The 23,832-nt window shown below is 40.4% G+C and carries 23 protein-coding genes; 1 reads left to right on the top strand and 22 read right to left on the bottom strand.

All coding sequences use genetic code 11. The features are described from left to right. Window positions 1–27: 27 nt before the first annotated feature. The 17 genes from nagE to G7058_RS08855 form a co-directional block, all read right to left on the bottom strand. Window positions 28–1,494: an N-acetylglucosamine-specific PTS transporter subunit IIBC gene (nagE, locus tag G7058_RS08935; RefSeq protein WP_166063211.1), complete on the bottom strand. Its 1,467-nt coding sequence runs from the start codon at window positions 1,492–1,494 to the stop codon at window positions 28–30. A 414-nt stretch (window positions 1,495–1,908) separates the two neighbouring features. Beyond that, window positions 1,909–3,042: an AI-2E family transporter gene (locus tag G7058_RS08930; protein ID WP_166063210.1), complete on the bottom strand. Its 1,134-nt coding sequence runs from the start codon at window positions 3,040–3,042 to the stop codon at window positions 1,909–1,911. A 21-nt stretch (window positions 3,043–3,063) separates the two neighbouring features. Continuing rightward, window positions 3,064–3,963 (bottom strand): DUF7916 family protein, encoded by a 900-nt coding sequence (locus G7058_RS08925; protein WP_166063209.1) that lies wholly within the window; start codon window positions 3,961–3,963, stop codon window positions 3,064–3,066. A gap of 132 nt (window positions 3,964–4,095) precedes the next feature. Next, on the bottom strand, window positions 4,096–5,049 hold the full coding sequence (locus G7058_RS08920; protein WP_227004422.1) for a ribose-phosphate diphosphokinase: 954 nt from the start codon (window positions 5,047–5,049) through the stop codon (window positions 4,096–4,098). Window positions 5,050–5,139: 90 nt separating this feature from the next. Continuing rightward, entirely contained in the window at window positions 5,140–5,868 is a 729-nt protein-coding gene (locus G7058_RS08915; protein ID WP_166063207.1) for a hypothetical protein, read from the bottom strand. A gap of 196 nt (window positions 5,869–6,064) precedes the next feature. Beyond that, a complete protein-coding gene (locus tag G7058_RS08910; RefSeq protein WP_166063206.1) occupies window positions 6,065–7,495 on the bottom strand; it encodes an FAD/NAD(P)-binding protein in 1,431 nt (476 codons plus the stop codon). A 225-nt stretch (window positions 7,496–7,720) separates the two neighbouring features. Beyond that, entirely contained in the window at window positions 7,721–8,266 is a 546-nt protein-coding gene (locus tag G7058_RS08905) for a hypothetical protein (protein WP_166063205.1), read from the bottom strand. Beyond that, window positions 8,263–8,802 carry a hypothetical protein gene (locus G7058_RS08900; protein ID WP_166063204.1) on the bottom strand — a complete coding sequence of 180 codons (540 nt, stop codon included), beginning with the start codon at window positions 8,800–8,802 and terminating at the stop codon, window positions 8,263–8,265. Before G7058_RS08900 ends, G7058_RS08905 begins: the two co-directional genes overlap by 4 nt. A gap of 4 nt (window positions 8,803–8,806) precedes the next feature. After that, window positions 8,807–9,796, bottom strand: a complete 990-nt coding sequence (pilM, locus tag G7058_RS08895) for a type IV pilus biogenesis protein PilM (RefSeq protein ID WP_166063203.1) — start codon at window positions 9,794–9,796, stop codon at window positions 8,807–8,809. 22 nt (window positions 9,797–9,818) lie between these two features. After that, window positions 9,819–10,577 carry a prepilin peptidase gene (locus G7058_RS08890; protein WP_166063202.1) on the bottom strand — a complete coding sequence of 253 codons (759 nt, stop codon included), beginning with the start codon at window positions 10,575–10,577 and terminating at the stop codon, window positions 9,819–9,821. Window positions 10,578–10,636: 59 nt separating this feature from the next. Further along, on the bottom strand, window positions 10,637–10,999 hold the full coding sequence (locus G7058_RS08885) for a prepilin-type N-terminal cleavage/methylation domain-containing protein (protein WP_166063201.1): 363 nt from the start codon (window positions 10,997–10,999) through the stop codon (window positions 10,637–10,639). A 143-nt stretch (window positions 11,000–11,142) separates the two neighbouring features. Continuing rightward, window positions 11,143–12,345: a type II secretion system F family protein gene (locus tag G7058_RS08880; RefSeq protein WP_166063200.1), complete on the bottom strand. Its 1,203-nt coding sequence runs from the start codon at window positions 12,343–12,345 to the stop codon at window positions 11,143–11,145. Between the two features lie 18 nt (window positions 12,346–12,363). Continuing rightward, window positions 12,364–13,377: a type IV pilus twitching motility protein PilT gene (locus tag G7058_RS08875; protein WP_227004421.1), complete on the bottom strand. Its 1,014-nt coding sequence runs from the start codon at window positions 13,375–13,377 to the stop codon at window positions 12,364–12,366. A 12-nt stretch (window positions 13,378–13,389) separates the two neighbouring features. Next, on the bottom strand, window positions 13,390–15,015 hold the full coding sequence (locus tag G7058_RS08870; RefSeq protein WP_166063198.1) for a GspE/PulE family protein: 1,626 nt from the start codon (window positions 15,013–15,015) through the stop codon (window positions 13,390–13,392). A 15-nt stretch (window positions 15,016–15,030) separates the two neighbouring features. After that, window positions 15,031–16,692, bottom strand: coding sequence for a PilX N-terminal domain-containing pilus assembly protein (locus G7058_RS08865; RefSeq protein WP_166063197.1), 1,662 nt, complete (start codon window positions 16,690–16,692; stop codon window positions 15,031–15,033). 5 nt (window positions 16,693–16,697) lie between these two features. Next, window positions 16,698–17,153 (bottom strand): prepilin-type N-terminal cleavage/methylation domain-containing protein, encoded by a 456-nt coding sequence (locus G7058_RS08860; protein WP_166063196.1) that lies wholly within the window; start codon window positions 17,151–17,153, stop codon window positions 16,698–16,700. Next, window positions 17,116–17,505: a type IV pilus modification PilV family protein gene (locus G7058_RS08855; RefSeq protein ID WP_166063195.1), complete on the bottom strand. Its 390-nt coding sequence runs from the start codon at window positions 17,503–17,505 to the stop codon at window positions 17,116–17,118. Before G7058_RS08855 ends, G7058_RS08860 begins: the two co-directional genes overlap by 38 nt. Before the next feature lie 441 nt (window positions 17,506–17,946). Between G7058_RS08855 and G7058_RS08850 the strand changes: the two genes are divergently transcribed. After that, window positions 17,947–18,288: a hypothetical protein gene (locus G7058_RS08850; protein WP_166063194.1), complete on the top strand. Its 342-nt coding sequence runs from the start codon at window positions 17,947–17,949 to the stop codon at window positions 18,286–18,288. Window positions 18,289–18,295: 7 nt separating this feature from the next. On the opposite strand, the gene G7058_RS08845 is transcribed toward G7058_RS08850, so the two are convergent. The 5 genes from G7058_RS08845 to arcC form a co-directional block, all read right to left on the bottom strand. Continuing rightward, window positions 18,296–19,351: a GGDEF domain-containing protein gene (locus G7058_RS08845; RefSeq protein ID WP_166063193.1), complete on the bottom strand. Its 1,056-nt coding sequence runs from the start codon at window positions 19,349–19,351 to the stop codon at window positions 18,296–18,298. A gap of 28 nt (window positions 19,352–19,379) precedes the next feature. After that, entirely contained in the window at window positions 19,380–20,090 is a 711-nt protein-coding gene (locus tag G7058_RS08840; RefSeq protein WP_166063192.1) for an EAL domain-containing protein, read from the bottom strand. 275 nt (window positions 20,091–20,365) lie between these two features. Further along, window positions 20,366–21,067: a Crp/Fnr family transcriptional regulator gene (locus G7058_RS08835; RefSeq protein WP_166063191.1), complete on the bottom strand. Its 702-nt coding sequence runs from the start codon at window positions 21,065–21,067 to the stop codon at window positions 20,366–20,368. A 33-nt stretch (window positions 21,068–21,100) separates the two neighbouring features. Beyond that, window positions 21,101–22,792, bottom strand: a complete 1,692-nt coding sequence (gene argS / locus G7058_RS08830) for an arginine--tRNA ligase (RefSeq protein WP_166063190.1) — start codon at window positions 22,790–22,792, stop codon at window positions 21,101–21,103. A gap of 85 nt (window positions 22,793–22,877) precedes the next feature. Then, the gene (gene arcC / locus G7058_RS08825) at window positions 22,878–23,816 is read right to left on the bottom strand and encodes a carbamate kinase (RefSeq protein ID WP_166063188.1); all 939 of its coding nucleotides are present in this window, start codon (window positions 23,814–23,816) and stop codon (window positions 22,878–22,880) included. Between the last annotated feature and the right edge of the window lie 16 nt (window positions 23,817–23,832).

The raw sequence follows: 23,832 nt of genomic DNA, 5'->3' as shown, positions 1-23,832 counted from the left end.
AAATGAGGGGCTGCTTTTTTTATATTTTTACTTATCTGATTTTAGCTTAATTAACTCATCCGCTACGAATTGAACTTCAGTTCCGACAATAACTTGTAAGTCATGTTTGCTCACGCGGTTCAAGCCTGGTACGCCGGCTGATTTAATTTTGCTTTCGTTAATTTTATCCATATCTTCGATTTCCAAACGCAAGCGTGTTGCACAGTTATCGATTGAACGGATGTTATCAGGACCACCCAAACCAACTAAAATTGTTTCTGCTTGTTGGCGGAAACGTGCTTCTTTAGTTGTTGGTGCTGCAGTTGCAGAGTCCGTCTCTACTGCTTCCTCCAACTCGTCGTCACCACGTCCTGGTGTCATCAAGTTGAATTTTGTAATCATGAAACGGAACAAGAAGTAGTACAATGCTGCAAATAATAACCCTTGTAGCAATAACATAAACGGTTTATTTGCCAATGGTAAGTTGAAAGATAGAATATAGTCAACTAAACCAGCAGAGAAACCAAAGCCTGCTGTCCATTGGAAAGATGCAGCGATAAATAGTGAAATACCTGTCAATACCGCATGCGCAATATACAATGCTGGAGCAACGAACATGAATGCAAATTCAAGCGGCTCTGTAACCCCTGTAAAGAATGAAGCAAATGCTGCTGCAATCATCAAGGATGCCGTGAATTTTTTCTTGTCTTCGCGTGCAGTATGGTACATTGCCAAAGCTCCTGCCGGCAGACCAAACATCATTACTGGGAAGTAACCAGCTTGGTACATACCTGTTACACCAAGTGTTCCGTTTCCAGACCAGAAGTTACCAATATCATTGATATTCGCAACATCGAACCAGAATACAGAGTTCAAAGCATGATGTAGACCTGTTGGAATTAACAAACGGTTGAAGAAGCCGTAAAGACCCGCACCCAATGCACCCAATTCTGAAATAGATGTACCGAATGTAACAAGTGCATTATACACAGGTGGCCAAACGAATAATAGGACAACTGAAACTGCCATCATTACAAATGAAGTAACGATTGGAACCAAACGTTTTCCACTAAAGAACGCCAATGCTTGTGGCAAGGTAACTTTATGGAATTTATTGTATAGAGCTCCTGCTATCAAACCACAGAGAATCCCGATAAATTGTGTTTGGATTTTACCAAAAGATGGATCCACATCTTCAATAGCAATACTTTGAAGCATTGAAACTGATCCTGGCGATAAGAGTGTTGTTACAATCTGCCAAGCTACTAAACCACTAATTGCGGCTGCGCCGTCGCGGTCTCTGGACATCCCCAAAGCAACCCCAACAGCAAATAAAATACCCATATTATCAATAAGTGCACCACCGGATTTAATCAAAAATGCCGCAACGACACTTTCGCCATCCCAACCACTCGGGTCAATCCAATAACCAATCCCCATCAAAATTGCCGCTGCTGGCAAAACTGCCACTGGCAACATCAATGATCTTCCTAAACGTTGAAAATAAGTTTTCATTATTATTCCTCCCATTCTTCGCCCACAAACGAAATCGCTTTCATTGCCTTTAGGGCAACAAATACTCCTTTCCTTATTAATAAACTAATTCTATCAATTTGCAGGGTGTATAGTCAACTATTCGTCAAAAAAAATAAATAGTTTTACAAAGAACGAACCTGGGTAATGAAGCGCCAATCATTACTCGCTTTACGAAAAACTGCGCACTCAGACCCATTTTCCCGTTTGAGTGCGCAGGTTGGAGTAAGAACTGCGCACTCAGATCCCTTTTCCCGTTTGAGTGCGCAGGTTAGAGTAAAAACTGCGCACTCAGATCTATTTTCCTATTTGAGTGCGCAGGTTGGAGTAAGAACTGCGCACTCAGATCAAAAATACCGTTTGAGTCGGCGCATAATAAAAAAACTGGCAGCAGAGTTACTCCTCCGTCGCCAGTTGTTTCATTTGTAATCTCTTTTTGGTCAAAATACCTATTACTTGGTAAACAGTCGCAAACACCGGAACCCCTAAAAGCATGCCGGCAATTCCACCAACACCTGCCCCGATTGTAATAGCAACTAAAACCCAAATACCTGGAATACCGATACTATTTCCCACAACACGTGGATAAATTAAATTCGACTCTAGCTGTTGTAAAATGATGATATAAATAATGAAGAATACAGCTTGTGAAAGATCTTGGGAAGCAATCAACAAGAATCCGACTGCTGCTCCAGCCCATGCCCCGAATAACGGAATCAAAGCCGTAAATCCGATGAATGTTCCGATTGTCAATGCAAACGGTAAGCGGAATAACAGCATCCCTACACCACACAAAGTTCCTAAAATAACAGCTTCCAATGTTTGTCCCACAAAAAATCCTGAGAAGTTATGGTCAGTTATATCCAAGAGTGTCGCCACACGATTATACGTTTTAGGCGACAAAAATGCTCTGCCCAGCGTACTCATTTGCTTCGTTAAGCGTTCTTTCCCAAATAAAAGATACATAGCAAATGAAAAAGCTATCACAAACGAGAATAACGCTGTCGTCGCACCACCAACCACTTGCATCACGGATGATAATAATTGGTTCACGCTTGTGGTGGCAAAATTCAAAATACGTTGGCTATAGTTATTAAAGTCCGAAATCAAGTTATTACCGAAAAAGTTAAAAACTTCAGAAGCGTCACTATCTTCAATAAAAGTTTGAATCTGCGAAACTAATAACGGCAACCCTTGAACGAGCCCGGTTAAAATGGTTAACACTTGTGGCACAATCAGCTTAATAATCAAATAAATGACCAACCCAACTATAAATACCGCCGATACCACACTGATTACACGGGCTATAAAGGGTTTCGTTGCTTTAACCTTACGTAGCAGCGAACGTTCCAACCGCACGACAATAATATTAAGTAGATAAGCAATTAAGCCTCCGATAATTAACGGGCGTAAAACATTTAGCATGAACCCCATCAACACTACAATCGTTGATGAATAATTGTAAATGAGTAATAAACCAAAGATAACTAATAAATACTTGATGATTGTTGCATCTAATTTTTTGTCCATTCCGTTGGATCTACCTCCTTTTTATCGATTGATTGAGCGCGCCATCCGAGAAACTGCATGACGCTGACCCCGGATTGCTTTGCTCAAGGCAAAGATATTTTCGACCGGAGCTAACCCACCGTAGCCGGAATCGCCAATATGATGCATATCGACACCACAAATTTTATTTTTAATCGCAATGTCCCGTACCATCTCTGGCTCAGAACTTTCTTGACTTGTTCCCATGGCACTCAACACAAGCGCACCTTGCGCATGGACTTCTTTAACAATGGCTTTCATTTGATCCTCGTCAAATCCTGGAACCGTTCCGACCGCCGGAACCAGAATAATATCCGCTCCAGCTACTAAAAAGTGCTTTACATCTTCTAAAGTCACAACCGGCTCATTTACTCCAGAACTGTGCATTTTCCCAGCGATAATAATCCCGCTGTAATGCTCTTTCGCTAATTTGATTGCGGAAATAATCTGCGTATTGCTGACACCCGTTGCCGGATTGCCCGTCAAACAAACGAAGTCATACTTATCCGTTTCGATTCGTTTGAAAGCCTCCGCGTTGGCTTGACGACCATTTCCGATTTTTAAGGCCTCTTCCGTCATTTCCGCATCTAAATCGATCGGTTCTAAATTCACTCCGATGGGTGCTCCAACGAGATGATGCAGGCGCTCAATCACTGTCTTTTCTTGTAAATCCAATCCAAATATTTTTGGTTCCAAAACATCCAACGTATTCAATAAAATTAAATCGGCCCCAAAAGATTTCGCAATCTCAGCATTGGTTACTTCAGCCACAATCGTTTCGCGCGTCACTATGTTTTCGGAAAGTACGACCCGACCATCACTGGCGTGGATACTTTGTAACAGTTCTTCCCGGCTCATTGCCATAATTTCAGACGTATTTGCACTAATTAATCTCTTTACCATTTGGAAGTCCCCCTCGACTGATTGTTTTCTTTATTTTAACGTAATGGATACAAAAACTCTCGTTAAGTCTTTTAAAAGAAGCGTTTATCCTCAGCTCCACAGCTCCGTGATAAACGCTTCTTCCATTCATAATTAATCTTCGCTATGTAAGGATCTTTCTTCATAGACACACGTGATGGCATACGCGATTAAGTCTGCCACACTGATTTGTGTTAATTTGTTAAAAACCTTGTCTTCCGGCAAATAAATAGAGTCTGTTACGATCACCTGCTCGATACTTGATTTTTCCAAGAAGTTTGCTGCGTCTCCGGAGAAAACAGCATGCGTTGCTGCAACATAGATTTTTGTTGCCCCTTTTTCTTTTAGAACTTCAGCGGCTAATGCTACGGTGGTTCCCGTATCAATTAAGTCGTCAAAAAGGATACAAATTTTATCTTTCACATCACCGATAACATTGACGGACTTAGGTGCGCGCGGCGTATTTGAGCGCTTATCCACAATCGCAATCGGAACTTTCAGGCAATCTGCCATTTGGCGACTGCGGCTGACACCACTGTGATTCGGAGCTACGACAACTGTTCCTTCTCCCCCCAAGCCAAGATTCACAAAATGCTCTGCCAGTAGCTTGGTTGCGGATAAATGATCCACTGGAATATCAAAGAATCCCTGGATTTGAGGTGCATGTAAATCAAGTGAAATCACCCGATCAGCACCAGCTGTCTGCAATAAGTCTGCGACTAATTTTGCCGTAATCGGCTCTCTTGGTAGTGCTTTACGGTCTTGTCTTGCATAGGCGTAGTACGGCAAAACTACGTTGATTGTCAGAGCGCTTGCACGCTTGAGCGCATCCATCAAAATGAGCATCTCCATAATATTCTCATTTACCCGGTGGCAGTTTGATTGAATTAGAAAAACATGCTGTCCACGAACACTCTCTTCAATAACAATCTTAGTCTCCCCATCACTATGTTGGATAACAGAAGCCTTCCCTAATTTCACATTAAGGCTCTCTGCAACTTTTTCGGCTAACGGTCTGTTCGAATTAAGTGAAAATACGGTAAATTGCTGTTCTTCTTCAATATTCAATAACGTCTCCCCCAATTCCTTAGTTACTTCTAGTTTAACATGTTTCACTGAATTATCTAGAGACATTAAAACAGTTTCTGCATTCCTTTTTCATTCCGCCAGTTCTTGAAAATAAACAAACTCATGGTAACTTATTTTAACCTCTTGATTTTGGTAATGTTTGGCTAAAGTTCGGAAATTCTCGTCTACTTTTTTCAGTCCTAAATGATAATACGTATTTATATCTTTCAGATCATGTTTCCCGGGTGGCTGCAGTTCATAGATTGTTTCCAAAGTCTTCTGGTGAAGGTGGCAGAGACTCGCTTCCGTCTCTATATGAGGGATTTCTTGCCCGCGGTAATAATTCATAATGGTTACTCCGTCGCAACAGTCGCGAATCAAGACTTCCAATTCTGCGGTAAATCCCAGAGAATCATAAAAGTAAGGAATACACAGAATGAAGGAAACTCCCAGACTATGGGCTTTTTGATAGGCATTTCGCATCGCTGACACATAAGCCGCCATGATTTCTTTGTTGAAGCCCTTCAGCAAATAAGGTTCCACATCAACCACAATCCCGTCCCATTTAGTAGCTTGTTCAATGTGACGGTGAAGGTCTTTCGGCTCAAGTGCCCAGTTCGCTTCGCCTGCCAATAAGAAGACTTTTACATTGGCTTGGCGCCCACGTTTGATAAAACGCGCAATTGTTTCCTGCATATCATTGGGGGTCACATGTTGGTAAATCGCTGTGATACCATGTTGTTGTAAAAATGAAAAAAATGCTTCCGGATGCGCCAACTCTTTGGAGAACCATGAAAAAAGTGATTTTTGTAATTTCATCGTCATTTCTCCCCGTTTTTATTTATATTATGACAGATTTCGACGTTGAATGTTGTATATAATTGTGAAGACCAAGTAAGAAGCGGACTCTGAAATAACAATCCCAGAATTATTTTATGTGACGTTCTTACCGTGAACCATTCGAAATCAATCTAAAACGCACGCTCCGGAATAATCGGGCGTGCGTTTCTTTTGGTTATTTAGTTAAATCATGACGAACCACTTTACGCGCTTGCTTCATCAAAAGATGCGCGTTGTTGCCATATTGCAGGCCGATCACTAACTGCCCGTGGACATACAAATTATTCAAAACGCCATAACGTGGGCTGATCGCCTCTGCTCCCGGCCAAAGAACTTGTACACCACCGAATGTTTCCGGCTGCAGAATCCGTTCGTTGATAAGTTGCCTCAACAAATCCGTCGGCAGTTCACTGTTCGTTAGAATCTGATTCTGTCCAGTTGCATTGATTAAGTAATCAACTTCAACCTCTTCATCCTCCAATTTCACTTTGAAGCGTTCTTCAAGCATCTCTACGGCTTCCATATTTTCCCATACTTGAATTTCCCCTGTGTTCCAGGCATCCATCAAACGCTCCAATGATTCTTTGGGCATCGGTGTTCTGAAATGACGGAATAGCGGTTCATAGTCTGTGTAAAATAGTTCCCGGTCTTCTTGAGTCAACGCAGCCATCAAATCTGCCAAATAGAAGTCCAGCTTGTGGATAATTCCCTGTAGAACACCCAAGTCTGTATTTTCCTCTAATAAATGATTTAATTGCTCCTTCGAGCCTTTTCCGAAGCGGTACGTTAAATCTTGAAAATCAATCCCTTTATCTTGGCATTCTAAATGGAACCATTCCAATATCTTTGAAAAAGTAACAAATCCACCGTGCATTTGCTTCTCTTTCTCCAAGTTCTCAAGAGTTAAAAACTTCAGGTCTTTATCGTATTCCAACCCGCGATATAAAGAAAAATGGGCGTTTCTGGCAAAGAAGCCAAGAGTAAGATTTTTGTTTTGATTTCTTAAAAAACGCATCAAATCAATGGATGTTAAACCCGTTCCAATGACACCAATCCGGCTCCCTTCTGGAAAATGACTTAATTTCTCTTCGACCGGATACGGATGATAGACGAAATGCGGATGGTCCTTCAAATGATACGGGTCTTGATAAGGTAATTGTCCCGTACAAAGGTGAACCTTATCGAATTCTCCTTGCGTGGTCGCTGATTCAATATGATACGTTCCATCTTTTAGAACACGGATGACTTCCACGTTTTCCTGGATGATGGTCGGATTCAAAATAGCCACAGCACTCTTCAGCTTCTCTTTTAAGTATTCACCGTACCATTTCCGTGGAATAAAATCCTTGTTTCCAGCGGTAGAATCCTTATTCACTTGGACCCATTTCACAAAATCGTACTTGTCTTCCTCTTCTAAACTCATCGTATCTGCAGTTTGATTAATCAAAAGCAACTCTGAATCATCTTGATAAGGGACGCCTGTTCCAAGCGTGCGCGGTTCATTAAAAAGCACAATTTCAAAATTTTGGTAGTAGTCGTGGGCAGCCATTTCTTTCAAGACACTGATGCCCGTTACCCCCACACCAACAATGGCAATTCTTTTCATATTCATGTTTCCCCTTTTGAATAGAAATTCTTATTTAATAATCATTCTAATGTTCTTGTTGCTATTATAACCCATTTACATTCAAGGTGCCTAGACTTGGTCTTGGGATTGTTCTTTAATTTTGTATCGGTCGGCAAGAGTTGTTTGTTTTGAATAGACCTTTGCCGATACAACCCCTTTTCCGCAAAAAAAGACTGGAAACAAACGCTTCCAGTCTTTCAATCGTTATTCAGTTGCATCGTGGCTGTAAAACGTGACGCTAAATGAACCACTGTATGCTTCTTGGGTATCTTTTTCAAAATGAAACGCTTGGATGTTCCAGACGCGTTCCATGGTCGTCAATTCCTCCAACAAGTTAATCATATTATCAGGGCTGGCGCTTGTCAGCGTTACTTCATACACGCTGGCACGGTAACGCGGATCCATGCCTTCAATTGCTTCCGGTTCCGTACTACGCGCGAAGCTTGTGACTTTCACATTACTTTTGCCCGCTGCTTTTTCCAACGCAACAACATCATTATTCACCTTTTCGCCTTCTGGTAAAAAAGGTTGTGTTGCATCATACTCTGTTTTTTTCTCTTTTAATAACGCTTCATCGGGCGGGTAAGCTACCAATAACGCTTTTTGATCATCAACGGTGTTTGCGACCACTTCGGTTTGCTCCTTAAGAGGCGTCATGACATATAACTGCCCGTATGCAAAGCTTCCTAGCGCCAGGGTAACCATACTAAAGACAATGATTAAGGCCGTACGATTCCACTCTAATTTCATTGCGCCGCCTCCCCTCTCAAAGTCGCTTCATCAAGGGTAACCCAAATTTCCGCTAACGAACCAGTATCCTCAGCATCAGACTCCACCCGGATTAGTTGTACATTCGCGACATAATCCTGTTTACGTAAATCCAGTACTGTTTCATCAATCTGCGTTACGGATAGATTTCCCAAAACTAACGTCAGTTGATTTTCAGCGGACAAATAAAAGGATGTAATATTTCCAGAACCGCCCGGAATACGCTTAACGAGAAGTTCCGCAGCTGTTGCCATCGGATATTCCATTTCTTCAAAAAGCGATTTTTCATCATTCAGTTGCATTGTTGTTTCTGCGTAATTCTTTATCTGGCGCGAAACCAGAACCTGCTCCGCTTCAGTGACCAACCATTCTTTATTCCGTTCATCTTGACGGACCAGTGAGGTGTAGGCAGTGAAAAAATACAGACCGATCCCCATTATCATTATAAGAGTAAAGGCCCCTAGCAAAGCAGGAAGGTAATTCTTTTGTTTCTTTTCAAAAAAATTGACTTCAAACACTTGGCTACGCCTCCTTTACCACTTTTCGTTTCGTTTTATTCGTGCCTTTTTGTTTCATTGAAAGACCATATAACGGTAGATATTTTGATTCAACTTCTTCCACTTGCTTAATATGATGAATTGGCAAATAAAAACGGTTCTCCATATTTTCTTTCAATTCTTCCATATAAGAAAAATCACCGGCTAGAACAATTTCCGTAATCCCATTTTTACCATCTAAAACGGAGTAACGGTAGAATTCTAAAAAGCGTTCCAAAACATCCAATGTTTCTTTAATCTCTCCCAGCAAAGACTGCTGGTCTTTTTTCCACAGCCATTCACCCTCAGCTGTCAATTCCCAGTCTTCAAAAACGTTTGGATTACGTGAGTTTCTCGCAAACTTCGGCAAATTCTGGTTAAAGACCATATTCGTTGTATGTGTCGGGGTCCATTGAAACACAAGCGTGTGGTTGTCATCAGCCAATTTGATGTCATTATTACTTTCAATCATACGATACAGGCACAAAGAAGAGATATCTGCGAACTGTGGGTCCAAATTCGCTCCCGTCAAAATAGCTTCAAACTCACGAGTCGTCGCTGTGGGATATAACATTAAAATTACTTTTTTCTCCGTCTCACTCTGCCAAACAATCTCGTGATGAAAGCTCGTTTCCTTAAATGGTGAACGAATTGACTGCCCCATGTGCAGATTGAGATAGTCTTTCACTTCCGCCTCAGTCAGTTGCCCCGGAATAATCTCTTCCCGAATAACCACCGAATCATCCGGCAATAACAATGACGCTTTCGCATTTTTCCATTTTTTCTCTGTAACAAGCGCATGCAGGCGGTTTTGAATTAATGACGGATTCGTAATTTTACCTTCATTAATAATTTTCGTTTCAAATTGTATTTCAGCTTTGTCGATAACCGCCTGGCTCTGAGGATCCGTCACAACATAACGGATTCTTGTTTCTAGAAATTCAAAGTATAGATTTGGTTTCTTTTTAAATAGCATATTTCACCTCATTATGACTTGTTCAAAATCCAAGCAACGATACATACCACGTAATAAGTGCATCCCCATAAAATAAAACTGTCATGGCGGCTAGACCGATATACGGACCAAAAGGAATCAGCGTTTTCGCTCCTTGCTTTGTGCGCTTCATTGTAATCAGTCCACCGACCAATCCGAACAGAACCGCCAGGAAGAACGTTAACAGAAAACCTTTCGTACCAAATACAAACCCCAAGAGTGTAAAGTACTTCAAATCCCCTGCGCCCATGCCGCCTTTTGATAGAAAGAGAATGAGAAGTAGCAAAGTAAATGCAATCCCTGCGCCTAAAAGTGCGTCCCAAAGCGGCGTCAGCGGAAAGACCAGATGGTAAATCAAGAACAACGGGAAGAAAAAGAGTAGGATTTTATTCGGGATCCGGCGATACGCAATATCCGAAACGGTAATCGGAATGACCAGACTAATTAATAATAAACCTAACAGTAACGCTGGACTAAAACCGAATCGGTAATACGTGAATGCAACCAAAATTCCAGTCGCAAGTTCCATGAACGGATACAGCGGCGAAATTTCCTCTTGGCACTTCCGACATTTTCCTTTTTGAATCATAAATGAAAAGACCGGGATTAATTCCTTCCAAGTTAAAGTGCGCTCGCACGTGTCGCAATAGGAGCGCGTTTGCGAAAACAAGCTTCCTTTCGGTACTCGCAGCCCCACAACATTAAAGAAGGAGCCGAAAATGAGGCCATAAATGAAAAAGATTAGGGTGAATATAACGTCCATTGTCAGGCTCCTTTATTAAGAAAGAAAGACCCCGAGAAGGAGTCTTTCAGATAGTTAAATTATTTTGGAGGAGTTGTCGATAATGTATAGACTTTTTTCCCGTCAGTTCCTGTTGTAACTGTAAGAGTTTTTCCCTTTAACTCTGGATCAGATTCCAAATATCCTGCATTTACTAATGGGTCTATATCTATTGCTTTACTAGCATCAAATTTAGTACCTGCTTCTACAGCCTGCAATTGTGCAGCATTAACGATTAGCTCACTTTGAGCTGCATCAGCCTTAGTTTGTGAATTACTAACCACATTCCCAATCATCGGAACAGCAATCCCCACAATAAGTGCTAAAATCGCTAGTACTGCTAGTAACTCTACCAATGTAAATCCTTCTTCTTTGTTTAACAATTGTTTGATTTTGTTTCTCATTTCCTTTTCCCCCAACAATTTTATTTGACCTTAAAACAACGTGTGACTATCAAGTAACTTGAATTTTAGTACAAATGTTTGATTCATCTTATTATACTCACTTATTTATATATAAGCAACATCTTTTTATCAAAAAATTGCCTTTAAAACGTCTCAAACATTCCGAACATCGGAACGACAATTGCCATTACAATAAAGCCAACAAATACTGCCAATGTGACAATCATAATCGGCTCAATCAGCGACTGTAATTTATCAGAAGCTTCTTCTAATTCCTGATCATAGATATCTGCTACTTTTTTGAGCATGGTATCCAATTCCCCACTCGACTCACCTACCTGAATCATCTGTGTAATGAGTGGCGGGAAGAACCAGTGACCGTCCATCGCTTTCGCTAAGGACTCTCCTTGTTCCACATCTTTCCGGGCAGCCTTCAACACTTTCGAGACCACTCTATTCCCCACAACTTGGCTCGTAACATCAATCGCATCCAAAATTGGAACGGAACTATTCAGCAACGAACTCAGCGTTTGCGTCATCCGTGCCAATAACGTTTTTTGCATAAACAGACCAATAAGTGGAAAACGTAATACAAAAACATCTTTCGAATACGCATAGCGTTCTTGCTTCAAAAGCCGCTGTGAAGCCAATATGAACAACAAAACTACCAAGACCATAAGTATCCAAAAATCTTTGAAAAAGTTACTCAAGTTGAGAACAAGTTTGGTAATGGCTGGCAACTCGCCCCCCATTGAAGCAAACATGTCGCTAAATATCGGTACGATGAAAACCAACAAAAATATCGTAATACCGATTGCCAATGTTCCGACGACCAACGGATAGGTCATGGCCGTTTCAACCTTCTTCTTAATCCGGTATTGTTTCTCGTAGTAAGAAGCCATTTGATCCATAACCTCTTCCAAACGTCCACTGACTTCAGCCGAATGTGTCATATGTACTAATAAGTCCGGGAAAACTTTCGGCTGTTTTGTCATTGCGACAGACAATGCTTCACCGTTTTGAACATCCGAGGCCAACGTTTCCAGCGCTACCATTAAAACGGGATCCGTGGTTTGCTTGGCTAAAAGTTCGACACTATCAACCAATAAAATACCGGCATTCAAAAGCGTTGCGAACTGGCGCAAAAAAATGATAAATTCTTTTTCTTTTAGCGTTTTTCGTAACGTAATATCTTTGTTTAAAAGTGCGTTCATTGGTTCTACTTTAAAGACAACTAAATCCATACTACGGAGTTCTTCCATTGCATCACGTTTCGTCACACTTTCAATTTTACCTTTAAGTTTTTTGCCATCTTTCGTTTTCGCTTGATAGGAAAATACCGCCATCCTTTACCCCCCTTTCGTTCACCATACTTGCTCCGGACTAATCTTTCCTTCATTTACTAACTGTCTCAGACTCATTTCCATGGTGTGCATACCTTGGTCTCCCGAGGTTTGTAAAATATTAGGAATCTGGTGCATTTTTTCATTGCGGATAAGATTTTTGATGGCCGTATTATTTATTAGCATTTCTGTTGCCGGTACACGCCCTGTCCCATCCCGCCTCGGCAAGAGTCGTTGTGTTAAAATCCCTAACAGTACATTGGCCAACATCAGACGCACTTGATTGCGTTGATCACCCGGAAATACATCTATCATCCGCTCAATACTGCCGGTCGCACTGGATGTATGCAAGGTTCCTAAAACCAAGTGTCCCGTTTCCGCTGCTGTAATTGCAGTGGAAATCGTCTCTAAATCGCGTAACTCACCCACTAAAATGACATCCGGATCCTGACGTAAACTGGCTCTTAATCCAGACTGAAAGGATGCAGCGTCAAATCCAATTTCACGTTGGACGATGATTGATTTTTTATGCGTATGCAAATATTCAATCGGATCTTCCAGAGTGATAATATGCCGGTTTTGCGTTAGATTCAGATGATTAATCAGCGACGCCAACGAAGTCGTTTTTCCGCTTCCGGTTGGACCAGTCACTAGAAAAAGGCCATGTGGTTCTTCAACCAACTTACGGGTAACCGTGGGAATACCCAGCGTTTCCAGTTTCGGTATGTCCATCGCGATAATTCGAAAAGCCATTGATAACGAATTTCTTTGATAAAAGACATTCACGCGAAAGCGGGTCAAACCATTGATTCCATAAGAAAAGTCGATTTCACGTTTTTCTTCTAGAAATGCCACCATTTCAGTGGGCAAAATCGCATGCGCAAATACTTTAATGTCTTCCGGACTCAGTCTCTCACCAGGTTGTGGAATGAGATTGCCATCAACTCGAAAAACGGGAGGCGTACCCACAACTAAATGAACATCAGAAGCGCCAGCATAGAAAGCTTTTTTTAATATTTCATTTAAATTTTCCATCATTCTCCCCCCTTAGTCATCGAGAGAAGCAACTCGAAGAATTTCTTCCAGAGTCGTTTTTCCAGCTTTTACCTTCAACAAGCCATCATCTATTAATAGACGCGTGTTTTTTTCAATCATATGATTTTTTAATTCTTGGAACGACGCATTATTCATCATCAATTTCTTCATTGATTCATCCACAACCAGCAATTCATGAATAGCCATTCGGCCCCGGTAACCCGTTTGACGACAGGCATCGCACCCTTCACCGTTTGTGATTGTTTCAATCGTTTGCCCACGACGCTCAAAAATCTCTTTTTCAACCGGCGTCGCTTCTCTTGTATACGAACAGTCTTTGCAGATTGTTTTAACCAAACGTTGTGCAACCACTCCACTCAATGCGGAAGTGATCAAGTAGGATTCAATTCCCATATCCATCAACCGTGGAATCGCCTCAATCGCGCTATTTGTATGCAGCGTACTAAAAACTAAATGCCCAGTCAGTGCGGCACGGATACTGTTTTCAGCTGTCTCCCCGTCACGGATTTCCCCAACCATGATAACATTCGGGTCTTGTCGCAAAATAGAGCGCAATCCCGCCGCAAATGTCAGACCAATCTGTGCATTCACTTGTACTTGGTTAATCCCTTCGAGCTGATATTCTACCGGATCTTCAACCGTAATAATGTTCAAGTCCGGCCGATTCAGTTCATTTAGCGAACCGTAAAGTGTCGACGTTTTTCCTGATCCGGTTGGGCCTGTTAAAAGAATTAAGCCAGATGGTTGCTTTAACAATGCTTCATAGTCTTCTAAAACATCCGGCTCGAAGCCTATATCAACCACTTTTGTGAACAGATTCGACATATCTAAAATACGCAGAACAACTTTTTCACCGAATACAGTTGGCAACGTGGCCACCCGCAAATTCGTTTTTTTACCGAGTATTTTAGTACTGATACGCCCATCTTGCGGCAACCGTGATTCCGTAACATTCAATCCCGCCATAATTTTAATGCGGGCAATCAATGAGTTCATTAATGATTTGGGTAAAGGTCGGTCCGTTCTCAATACACCGTCAACGCGGTAACGAACAGTTACTTGATGTTCCGTTTGGTCCAAGTGAATATCGGAAGCACGCAACGTCACGCCCGTTTCCAATAATTGCGTAAAAATACGAACTGCCGGCGCGTCTTCGCCTTCGATATGCTCCACATTCACTTCTTTTGAATCATACACCCTGTTCATTGTCTGCAACAAGTCATCACGTGTGGCGATAACCGGTTGAACAACGTACCCAGTCGCGAACTCCAATTCCTCGATTGCATAAAAGTCCAACGGGTCATTCATCGCAACCAAAAGATGTGAGCCTTCAATCTTAATTGGAAGCAACAACTTCGAACGGGCGAACTCTTTTGTAACCACGTCAGCCAATGCGGGATCTAAAGGATACTGGTAAAGCGACACACTATCCAATTTCAATTGGATTTCTAATACATCCAACAATTGTTTTTCAGTAATGAAGCCTTGTTCAACCAAAGCATTTCCCAATTTTTGATCTGCTTTCTTACGCTCAATCGCTTCAATGATTTGCAGCTCCGTAATCAAGCCAGCTTCTTTCAGTAAATCCCCAAGTTTCTTTTTCTTGAAATCTGCCAAGCTTTCACGTCCTTTCTAGTTTGGTTCGATGATTGGAGTGGAAGTAATTAAATCTATAGCTTCATTTTCGGCACCACCATCAAAGTAGAACCCCGCTGAATCAATTATCTTACTCATCAAATTACCTCCACCGCTGAGCGTTACTTTATTTCCAATCAATGTCCCATTTATATAGTAACCTTCTCCTAAAGTGATATCGGCTGCTGGAGCGATCATAATCAAATTTGACTCTCTACTTGCATTCCCACCAGAATAAGAAACGGACTTGCTATCTGTAACGAATATACCATTGATACTGGAATTTTTTATTGTTAGGGCGTCACTATTATTTATAGAAAATACATTAGCGTTCATATAAGTAAGTTCACTAAAGTTTGGTGTACTCCCTCTATATACAAATAAGAGTTGTTTTGAACTTCCGGGGTTGTTAATCATCGATTCATTATTAAATTCTAGGGACTTATTAACCACTATTGTAACATTATTGCTATTTTTAATATTAATTTTGCTTGACAAAACTTTCAAATCGTCTACCCTTATCGTGACATGTCCATCTACCTCAATATCAAGACTCCCCGCCGGTTGTATCGTTAATTTATTTAAGTAAATATTTATATTTCCAGAGCCTTTTAAAAAAACTTTGCTTCCAGATCCGATGCTTATCTCATCAATCACAAGGGACTCTGCGCCGCTACTGAAAGTAATATTAGTAGATTTGTCCGAATCGAGTATTAATTTAGGAATATATTTGTTGTTATTTACTTTAATATCATAGTGGGAAAACATCCAGTTATTAACTAAAACACTCCCATCCGAAGTAACAACTTGGTATTTATTATATTGATCTTTTTCAAAGTACTCTTCAGGTAATCTTTCAAATGTATTTTTATTAATTGTCACTGGCTGATTAAAATCTTTTTTAATCGCATTTAATAGATCTTCATAATTATTCCAATAAAATTTCTCTTCTCTAGAGATTAACTTCGGATAAGGCTCATAGATTTGGGATTTATCTAATATATCTTCTTGCTTAACTCCTAATGGATAAACAATAGTACCTGCATATCCACCTTGGCCACCTTTTAAAAAGATGGCATTTTTCGCCTTGGAGTCAATATAAGCCGTACCATTCAATGTCCCATTAGTTAATGATAACTTGTTCCTGGCTACTATTGCCGCATTTGGAGGAGTGGACGGTAAGTTAATCGCTTTGCTCTTTTCTATCCAGTTAATATTAAATTCTTTTTTTACCACTCTTTCATTTCCACTGACTTTCCCAGTGGAAATGATAATATATTTCATTTCTCCGGTCTGCTCAATCTTTACATGAGCTTCCGGTTGGCTATTTTTCTGGTTTTGAAAGTTTTCAACAATCTTATCATCAACGCTTCTCACTAAAGTATTTATTGCGGATACATAAGCGTTTTTTGTAGAACTGGACTCATAAACCTTAGAAACTTGACTCTCGATGTTTCTATAAATAGTTTCAGCACCAGCTTCTGCTATATAATATGCAGAAGTACTATCCTGAGTTTCACTTGCGAGGCGGTAACTCCCCACAGTAACCATCCCGACAGACATACCTAATAGCGATAACAGTAAAAGTACCATCAAAGTGTAGACTAATGCACTGCCTTGTTCGTTTTCAGATATATTTTGTGGTTTTTCAATGCGCATTGTCATCACCTTCTTAAGTAGATAGTTGTCTCATACATTTTTTGCTTGACATCCGTTTGGGCATTTTCTAAAGTAATTCCAATTGTTTTGTCTGTGTTTTCGACTACTTGAAAGCCACCAGTTTTGACATTATCTGCTAATATTTCTTTCCCGGATTGCGTCGTCTTAACTAATTGAGAACCACTTTGTGCGAACACAACTCCGTCTACTGTGATTGATCCAGCAGAAATCACTACCTCTTCTGCGCTTCGCACTTCCTTTGACAGCACTGTTAATGCGTACGCATAATCATTCGACTGCTCTGCGACATAAACTTGCTGATCATACTGCTTGAGTCCAAACATGGTAACGGAGCCGATTAATCCGATAATGAGCGAGAGCACCGCTAAGCTCGCTAACAACTCCACTAATGTAAAACCGGCTTCATTTCTTAAACGGCAATCTTGTTTCCATCTGCGCAAGAGGCTTCTCCTCCTTCGATACAATTACCATAACGGCCTGTAAATCATCTTTTGGTTCAAAAGTTACGTGTATGTTATAGCCATTTTTACTAGTGGCTAATTTCTTTTTTGTGTCGGCCACTGTCAGCTCTTCTGAATAGCCGGTAATAAGTTCCAGCTGCTCCTGGGCAATGAAAGTTGCCTCGTTCATGTCATCAATCCGGTTATTGGTGCGGCCTGCCTGGACGAAAAAAGTGAGAAATGTTGTGACGATAATCGTGAGCAGCACAATAGAAGCCAGTAGTTCCACCAAAGTGACGCCACTCTCTTGTTTTAGCAATTTCTCTTTAATTTTTTTCATCATCTCTGCCATATTCTTTACCTATTCTAGTGTGACTTATTAATTCAAAGTATATGCTTTAGCTCAAAAACTGTCAATAACAGAAGTTTACTATTTTTTAAGAATGTAAAATATGTAGACAGAAAACCCTTTCTTTCCAACGTTTAATCTTTCTTGTTTCAAACATTTGTTTTTACTTAGCATTTTTATTGCTTTTAGGATGAAACATTTTAAACATATTTGACCATATATTCTATTATTGTATTTTCCAAGGTGGTTTTTCACAAACTTTGCAAGATACAACAAAAAAAACACGCAATGTAAATCATTAAGATATGCTCCCCCAAAAGTAGACACTTGAAAAAGTAAAACTACTTTTGGGGGATTTATTTTGCGTTTGAACCGCGAACACAAAAACCGAAGAACTTGAAAGGTATATCAGTTTATATCCCGAAGAAGGAACCCGCGTAAAAGATGACTCTATCATGGTTATTCTGGGTATTCTTCTCAGAAATCCCGGAGGACATTTCCTTCACCAACCCCGAATCACCTAGAACCAAAGTGGGGAATGAATCGGACATCATTCCCCAGTTATGTCCTAAAATGGGCAATCAATCGGGCATCATTCCCCAGTTATGTCCTAAAGTGGGCAATGAATCGGGCATCATTCCCCAGTTATGTCCTAAAATGGGCAATGAATCGGACATCATTCCCCAGTTATGTCCTAAAGTGGGCAATGATACGCCATTCATTACTCACTTTACAAAAGGCAAACCCGATACAACAAAAAAAACACCTCTCTTAAGAAGTGTTTAGTCAATTTTTATTCAGTTGGAGCAACAGTTAATTGATTACGGCCATTCTCTTTAGAATGATACATCGCACGATCCGCTAATTTCCACAGTTTATGCAATGTTTCACCTTCTCTTGAAAATGCCAACCCGACGGATAAAGTAACAGAAACTGATTCCTCCCTATTCAAAGGAATAGGACGGTTTACGACATTATCCATAATGTCTACTATAAAAAACTCTGCTTCTTTCTTCGACATGCCTACCATGATAACAGCGAATTCTTCGCCCCCTATGCGGTACACAGTGGCATTCTTAGATGAGTATGCTGCAAATACCTGCGCCACTCCCCAAAGGATATTATCCCCGGCATCATGGCCGTACGTATCGTTGAATTGCTTAAATAAATCTAGGTCTAACACAGCTATGCTGACATGTGCATGCGAAACTTTGTCTAAAGTGGTTAATCGTTCTTTAAACTTCCGAACATTTAAGAGTCGCGTTAAGTAATCAAAATCAGAACGTTCCCTCAAAATGCGTAAATCAGCCATCTGCATGAACATCCCAGTTGTTATAAGCAACGACAGAGTCACGATGACAAGAAAGAACAGGAAGGTTCTTTGCACATCTTGAGTAGTTCTGTAAACCAACACAGTTTTGAGTACGGCGTTGTACAGAACAAGAGATAGCAACTGACCATAAGCTTCAAAGCGCTTTGCGGCCAATTTCGCTACAAAGTAAAGCGACCATGCAAAAAGAAGAGTAGTAACGAGTCCCACTAGCATAGTCGCATGTCCGGTATGAAAGATATGCACTACTTCTGCAAGCAACATACTCGGAATAGTTATCTTCCAACCAAAATAGGTCATCGAAATACTAAAAAAGAGGATACGCGAATCTACTGGAATGCCCACAAAGTCCCAAGATAAGTATACGAGAGCAATCCCTACGAGTGACTCTACACAGACGAACAGCAACCATTTTTGAAAAGATAATTGTTTGATATCTGCAATCGCGTAGTTGCTGCGAAAATACAAATAAATTGGAATAAAGATAATAGTCACGTTGGCAATCATTGTAGCAAACATAAGATTCTCCTATATATTTAACTTTGCACTATAGAACTTTGCCTCTGCCCCAGAAATAACCTTGCTGATAAACGGCTCCCAAATTACTGAGCTCGTTTGCCAGCTCTTTATCTTCAACTGCCTCGACTACTAATGCAACATTGTAACGCTCCGAAATCTTAATCCAGCCTTCGATAAAGTGTAGAATAGTCGGACGATCCATCATGCGAAATGGCAGCAATGAAAATTTGATAACTTTGATTAAATCGATGTGTTCCATCACAAACTGAAGACTGTTCAGTCCGCTATCGATATCATCTAATGCAATGCGATAGCCGAGTTTGTTAATAGCACACATCCACTGACGTGTCGAAAAATTATTTCGAACATAACTGTCAGGAACAAATTCGGTGAATTCAATCGTAATACGATTACTGAATATTTGGATGTCCTTTAAGAACTTCCAAGTTGATTCATGAACAAGCTGTTCGTGATGGACATTCAAGGATAATCCAATGTCCGGACAACTTTCCATAAAATGATAGACCATTTTTTTATATTCGTCCAGAAGAATTTGATTACTTTCTTCGTCACTGATTAAATCTAGAAATAAATCTATAGGAAAACGTCCCTCTTTACGGGAACGTAATAATACTTCATAAGAACTGATAGTATGACTTTTTTCAGACTGGGTCTTTACGATAGGTTGAAATACAAAGTATAAATCAGCCACTTTTTCTTTAATGACATATGCAGTCAAATTAGGAAATTCTCCTTCTTATCACCTTATATTTAGGTTTACTTTTCATACATTGTTATTATCGAGTATTTAATTTCACATAGCTACTACGATAGTCTATATCGGCAATAAGTGAATATATTTAAGTTATAGTTTCTAATTATATTGTGCTTATGCTAGAAACGTTCCTTATATTCTTAAATCAGCCAAGAGTCCTTAAATGAACGCAGAAAAAAAAGGGAGACAAAACATGTCTCACCCTTTTAAAATTATGTATTTGCTTCATATAAATAATTTCAACTATCCAATATTTTTTGAAAATATGCGACATCCAAAAACTCAACAGATTTGCGCGTCATCGAAATCCGTTTTTCTTTCGTCAGCATTTTCACGACCCGGCTTGCTGTTTCTCGGGTCGTGCCTGCTACTACGCCTAAATCACTGATTGTCATGGGATAGTGAATCACCCGTTTCCCAGACCGTTCCACGCTCAAATCTTCCATCCAAATGGCCAACGTATGAATCACTTTTTGGGTTGCATTTGGAATAGTGGTCATCTGAATACGTCTTTCCAAAAAGCGTATAATTTTAGTTGTTTGCTGATACATATAAATCAGTTGTTCAGAATTTTCTCTAACCAAGTCACTGATAACGTGTTGGGGTATCAGCATCAGGTCTATATCGGTTTGCGCATAACCGGTATAGGTGTAGGTTTTATCGCGTAACACTTCTCCATATGGGAAAAATGTATGATCTGAGATATAGTCTACATACGCAAATTCGCCGGTTTCATCCATCTTCTCCAGTTTAATCAAGCCTTTGAATAAATAATAGGCATAGCGATTCGGATCCTCCTGGAAGAAAATGATTTGGCCTTTTTGATACTGATGAAAAAGAGATTCGGATGTAATCTTTAAAATCTCTTCGCTCGAAAAGCGTCGAAAAAATTCTTCCTCTTGAATATTTGAAACATATAACTCTACGTCACGGTTAACCAAAAAGTGCCTCCTATCTAGATAGAGCTGCAGCTCTTACATCTTTTCAGGAACTTCTATACCCAGTAAATGCAGACCATCTTTTAGAATAACTGATGTTGCTTCCACCAATGCCATACGTGATTCCAATTGTGCATTATCTTCTAATATTCGGGTATTTCCGTAATACTTATTGAACATTTGCGCCAGTTGGATGAGATATTTCGTCACGACTGACGGCTCATAAGCAGCCGCAGCTTGTCTGATTGCCTTCCCGTAGTCTTCCAATTTCTTGATAACTTCCCAACTGTAGTCATCTTCTAAACCAGATAGACGATCCAGGTTGATTTCTTTGCCGTACTTTTCTAAGAGACTGCGTGTTCGTACATAGGAATATTGTACGTAAGGTCCTGTTTCACCTTCGAATTGTACAATCTCTTCAATTTTGAAGTCAAAACTGTTCAGACGGTCTTTTTTCAAATCATGGAAAATAACGGCTCCAACGCCAACTTGTTTGGCAACTTCGTCCTTATTCTCCAAGTCAGGGTTCTTAAGGAGTATTTGTTCTTCTGCTAATTTAATTGCTTCATTCAAGACGTCTTCCAGCAAGATGATTTTCCCTTTACGCGTGGATAATTTCTTACCGCCCAGTGTAATCAAACCAAACGGAACATGGTGCATGTTTTCCGCCCAATCATGGCCGAGACGCTTCAAGACAGCCTTTAACTGTTTAAAGTGGTTAGCTTGCTCATTCCCCACCACGTAAACACTCTCTACAAAATCATACGTCCGTTTCCGGTAATAAGCCGTTGCTAAGTCACGTGTGAGGTAAAGGGTCGCGCCGTCAGACTTTTTAATTAATGCCGGTGGGAGTCCTTCTTCTTCCAAGCGTACAATCGTCGCACCATTTTCAATCGTTGAAATGCCCTGATTTTCTAATTCATCCAAGACCTCTTGCATCTTATTATTATAGAAAGATTCGCCGTTATAAGAATCGAATGTGATACCTAGAATTTCGTAGATTTTATTGAACTCTTTCAATGATTCTTCTTTGAACCAACTCCACAGTTCATACATTTCTTCGTCGCCCTCTTCTAACCTCTTGAAGGCAGCGCGGGCTTCTTCTTCTAAGGAAGGATCTAAATCAGCCTTGTCATGGAAGTCGACATACAATTTCACCAGTTCATTAACAGGATCCTGTTTAACAATTTCCTCGTCGCCCCATTTCTTATACGCGACAATTAATTTACCAAATTGCGTACCCCAGTCTCCTAAGTGATTAATACGGATAACCTTGTAGTTCACTTTTTCAAGAATATTTCCGACTGCATTTCCGATTACTGTCGAACGCAAGTGGCCCATCGACATCGGCTTGGCAATATTAGGGGAAGACATATCAACAGGAGCATTCCCGCCTTTTCCAATGTCTTGCGCACCATAATTCTCGCCTTGGGTTAAAACCTCTTTCAAAACGGTTTTGCTGACAGATTCGCGATTCAGCTTAAAGTTAATATAGGGTCCGATGGCATTCATTGATTCAAAGTTACTCGCATCGATTTTCTCAATGAGTTCCTCGGCAATTTTATTTGGTGCCTGACGGTAAACTTTCGCCAATGAGAACACAGGAAAAGCTAAATCACCAAATTCAGAATTATTCGGGATTTCAATCAAACTTTCTATTTCTTCCTCGGATAGATGTTCCCCCACTACAGGCAATAGCGCTTTCAATATACTTTTCTTATATTCCATATCAAGAACCCTCTCTATACAAATAATACCAATAACCTCCAGAAACTTCCATGTAAATATGGGAGGATTCCAGAGGTTTGGTTTGCTATTTGGTAATAATCGTCCCAGCATTCGAATGAATCAAACTTCCAATGTTCTCTAAAGAAGTAATGATTGCTGTATTCGCTTCGCCACTCTCTACAAAATCAATTGCTGCCTCCACTTTCGGTAACATGCTTCCAGGCGCAAATTGTTTTTCCTCAATGTATGTGTGTAAGTCAGAAACTGTTACTTGTTCCAACTTCATTTGATCTGGCTTGTTGTAGTTGACGAAGACGTAATCCACTCCGGTCAAAACGACAAATAAATCGGCGTTCAGTTGCGTAGCGAGTTGTTGGGAAGCGAAGTCTTTATCAATAACGGCTTCAATTCCTTCTAACTTGCCTTCTCTTTCGATAACAGGAATTCCACCGCCACCGCCTGCAATAACAATGTGTCCCGTTTCAACTAAGTTACTAATTGTTTTAATTTCTTTGATGGTAACTGGTTTTGGTGATGGCACAACTTTACGCCAGCCGCGGTTTGAATCTTCCTTAAATGTTCCTTTACCCTTTTCAATTTCTACTTTTGCTTCTTCCTCGCTGTAGAAAGGCCCAATAGGTTTCGTAGGGTTTTCGAAAGCTGGATCCTTCTCATCCACAATAACTTGCGTCACAATCGTCGCAACTTCCTTGTCGATATTTCTTTCTGCCAAAGCGTTTTGTAACGCATTTTGTAACCAGTAGCCGATGCTGCCTTCAGTCATCGCAACCAGACTGTCGAGTGGAAAAGCTGGATTTTTATCGGAGTCAGCTTCCAAGTTTTGCAGCAAGAGATTCCCAACTTGTGGGCCGTTCCCATGTGTAACGATTAGCTCATCACCGTTTTCAATAAATTTAACTAAATGCTCAGCAGTTTGTTTCACTGCTTGTTTTTGTGCTTCTGCTGTTGGATTATCGACTAAAATCGCATTTCCACCCAATGCTACAACAATTTTACGTCCCATATACTCTCTCCTCTTT

This window comes from Jeotgalibaca porci, assembly GCF_011299095.1.
In the GTDB taxonomy this organism is placed as follows: domain Bacteria; phylum Bacillota; class Bacilli; order Lactobacillales; family Aerococcaceae; genus Jeotgalibaca; species Jeotgalibaca porci.
Note: the sequence above shows the minus strand (reverse complement) of the source record. Positions and strands in the feature narration are given on the sequence as shown.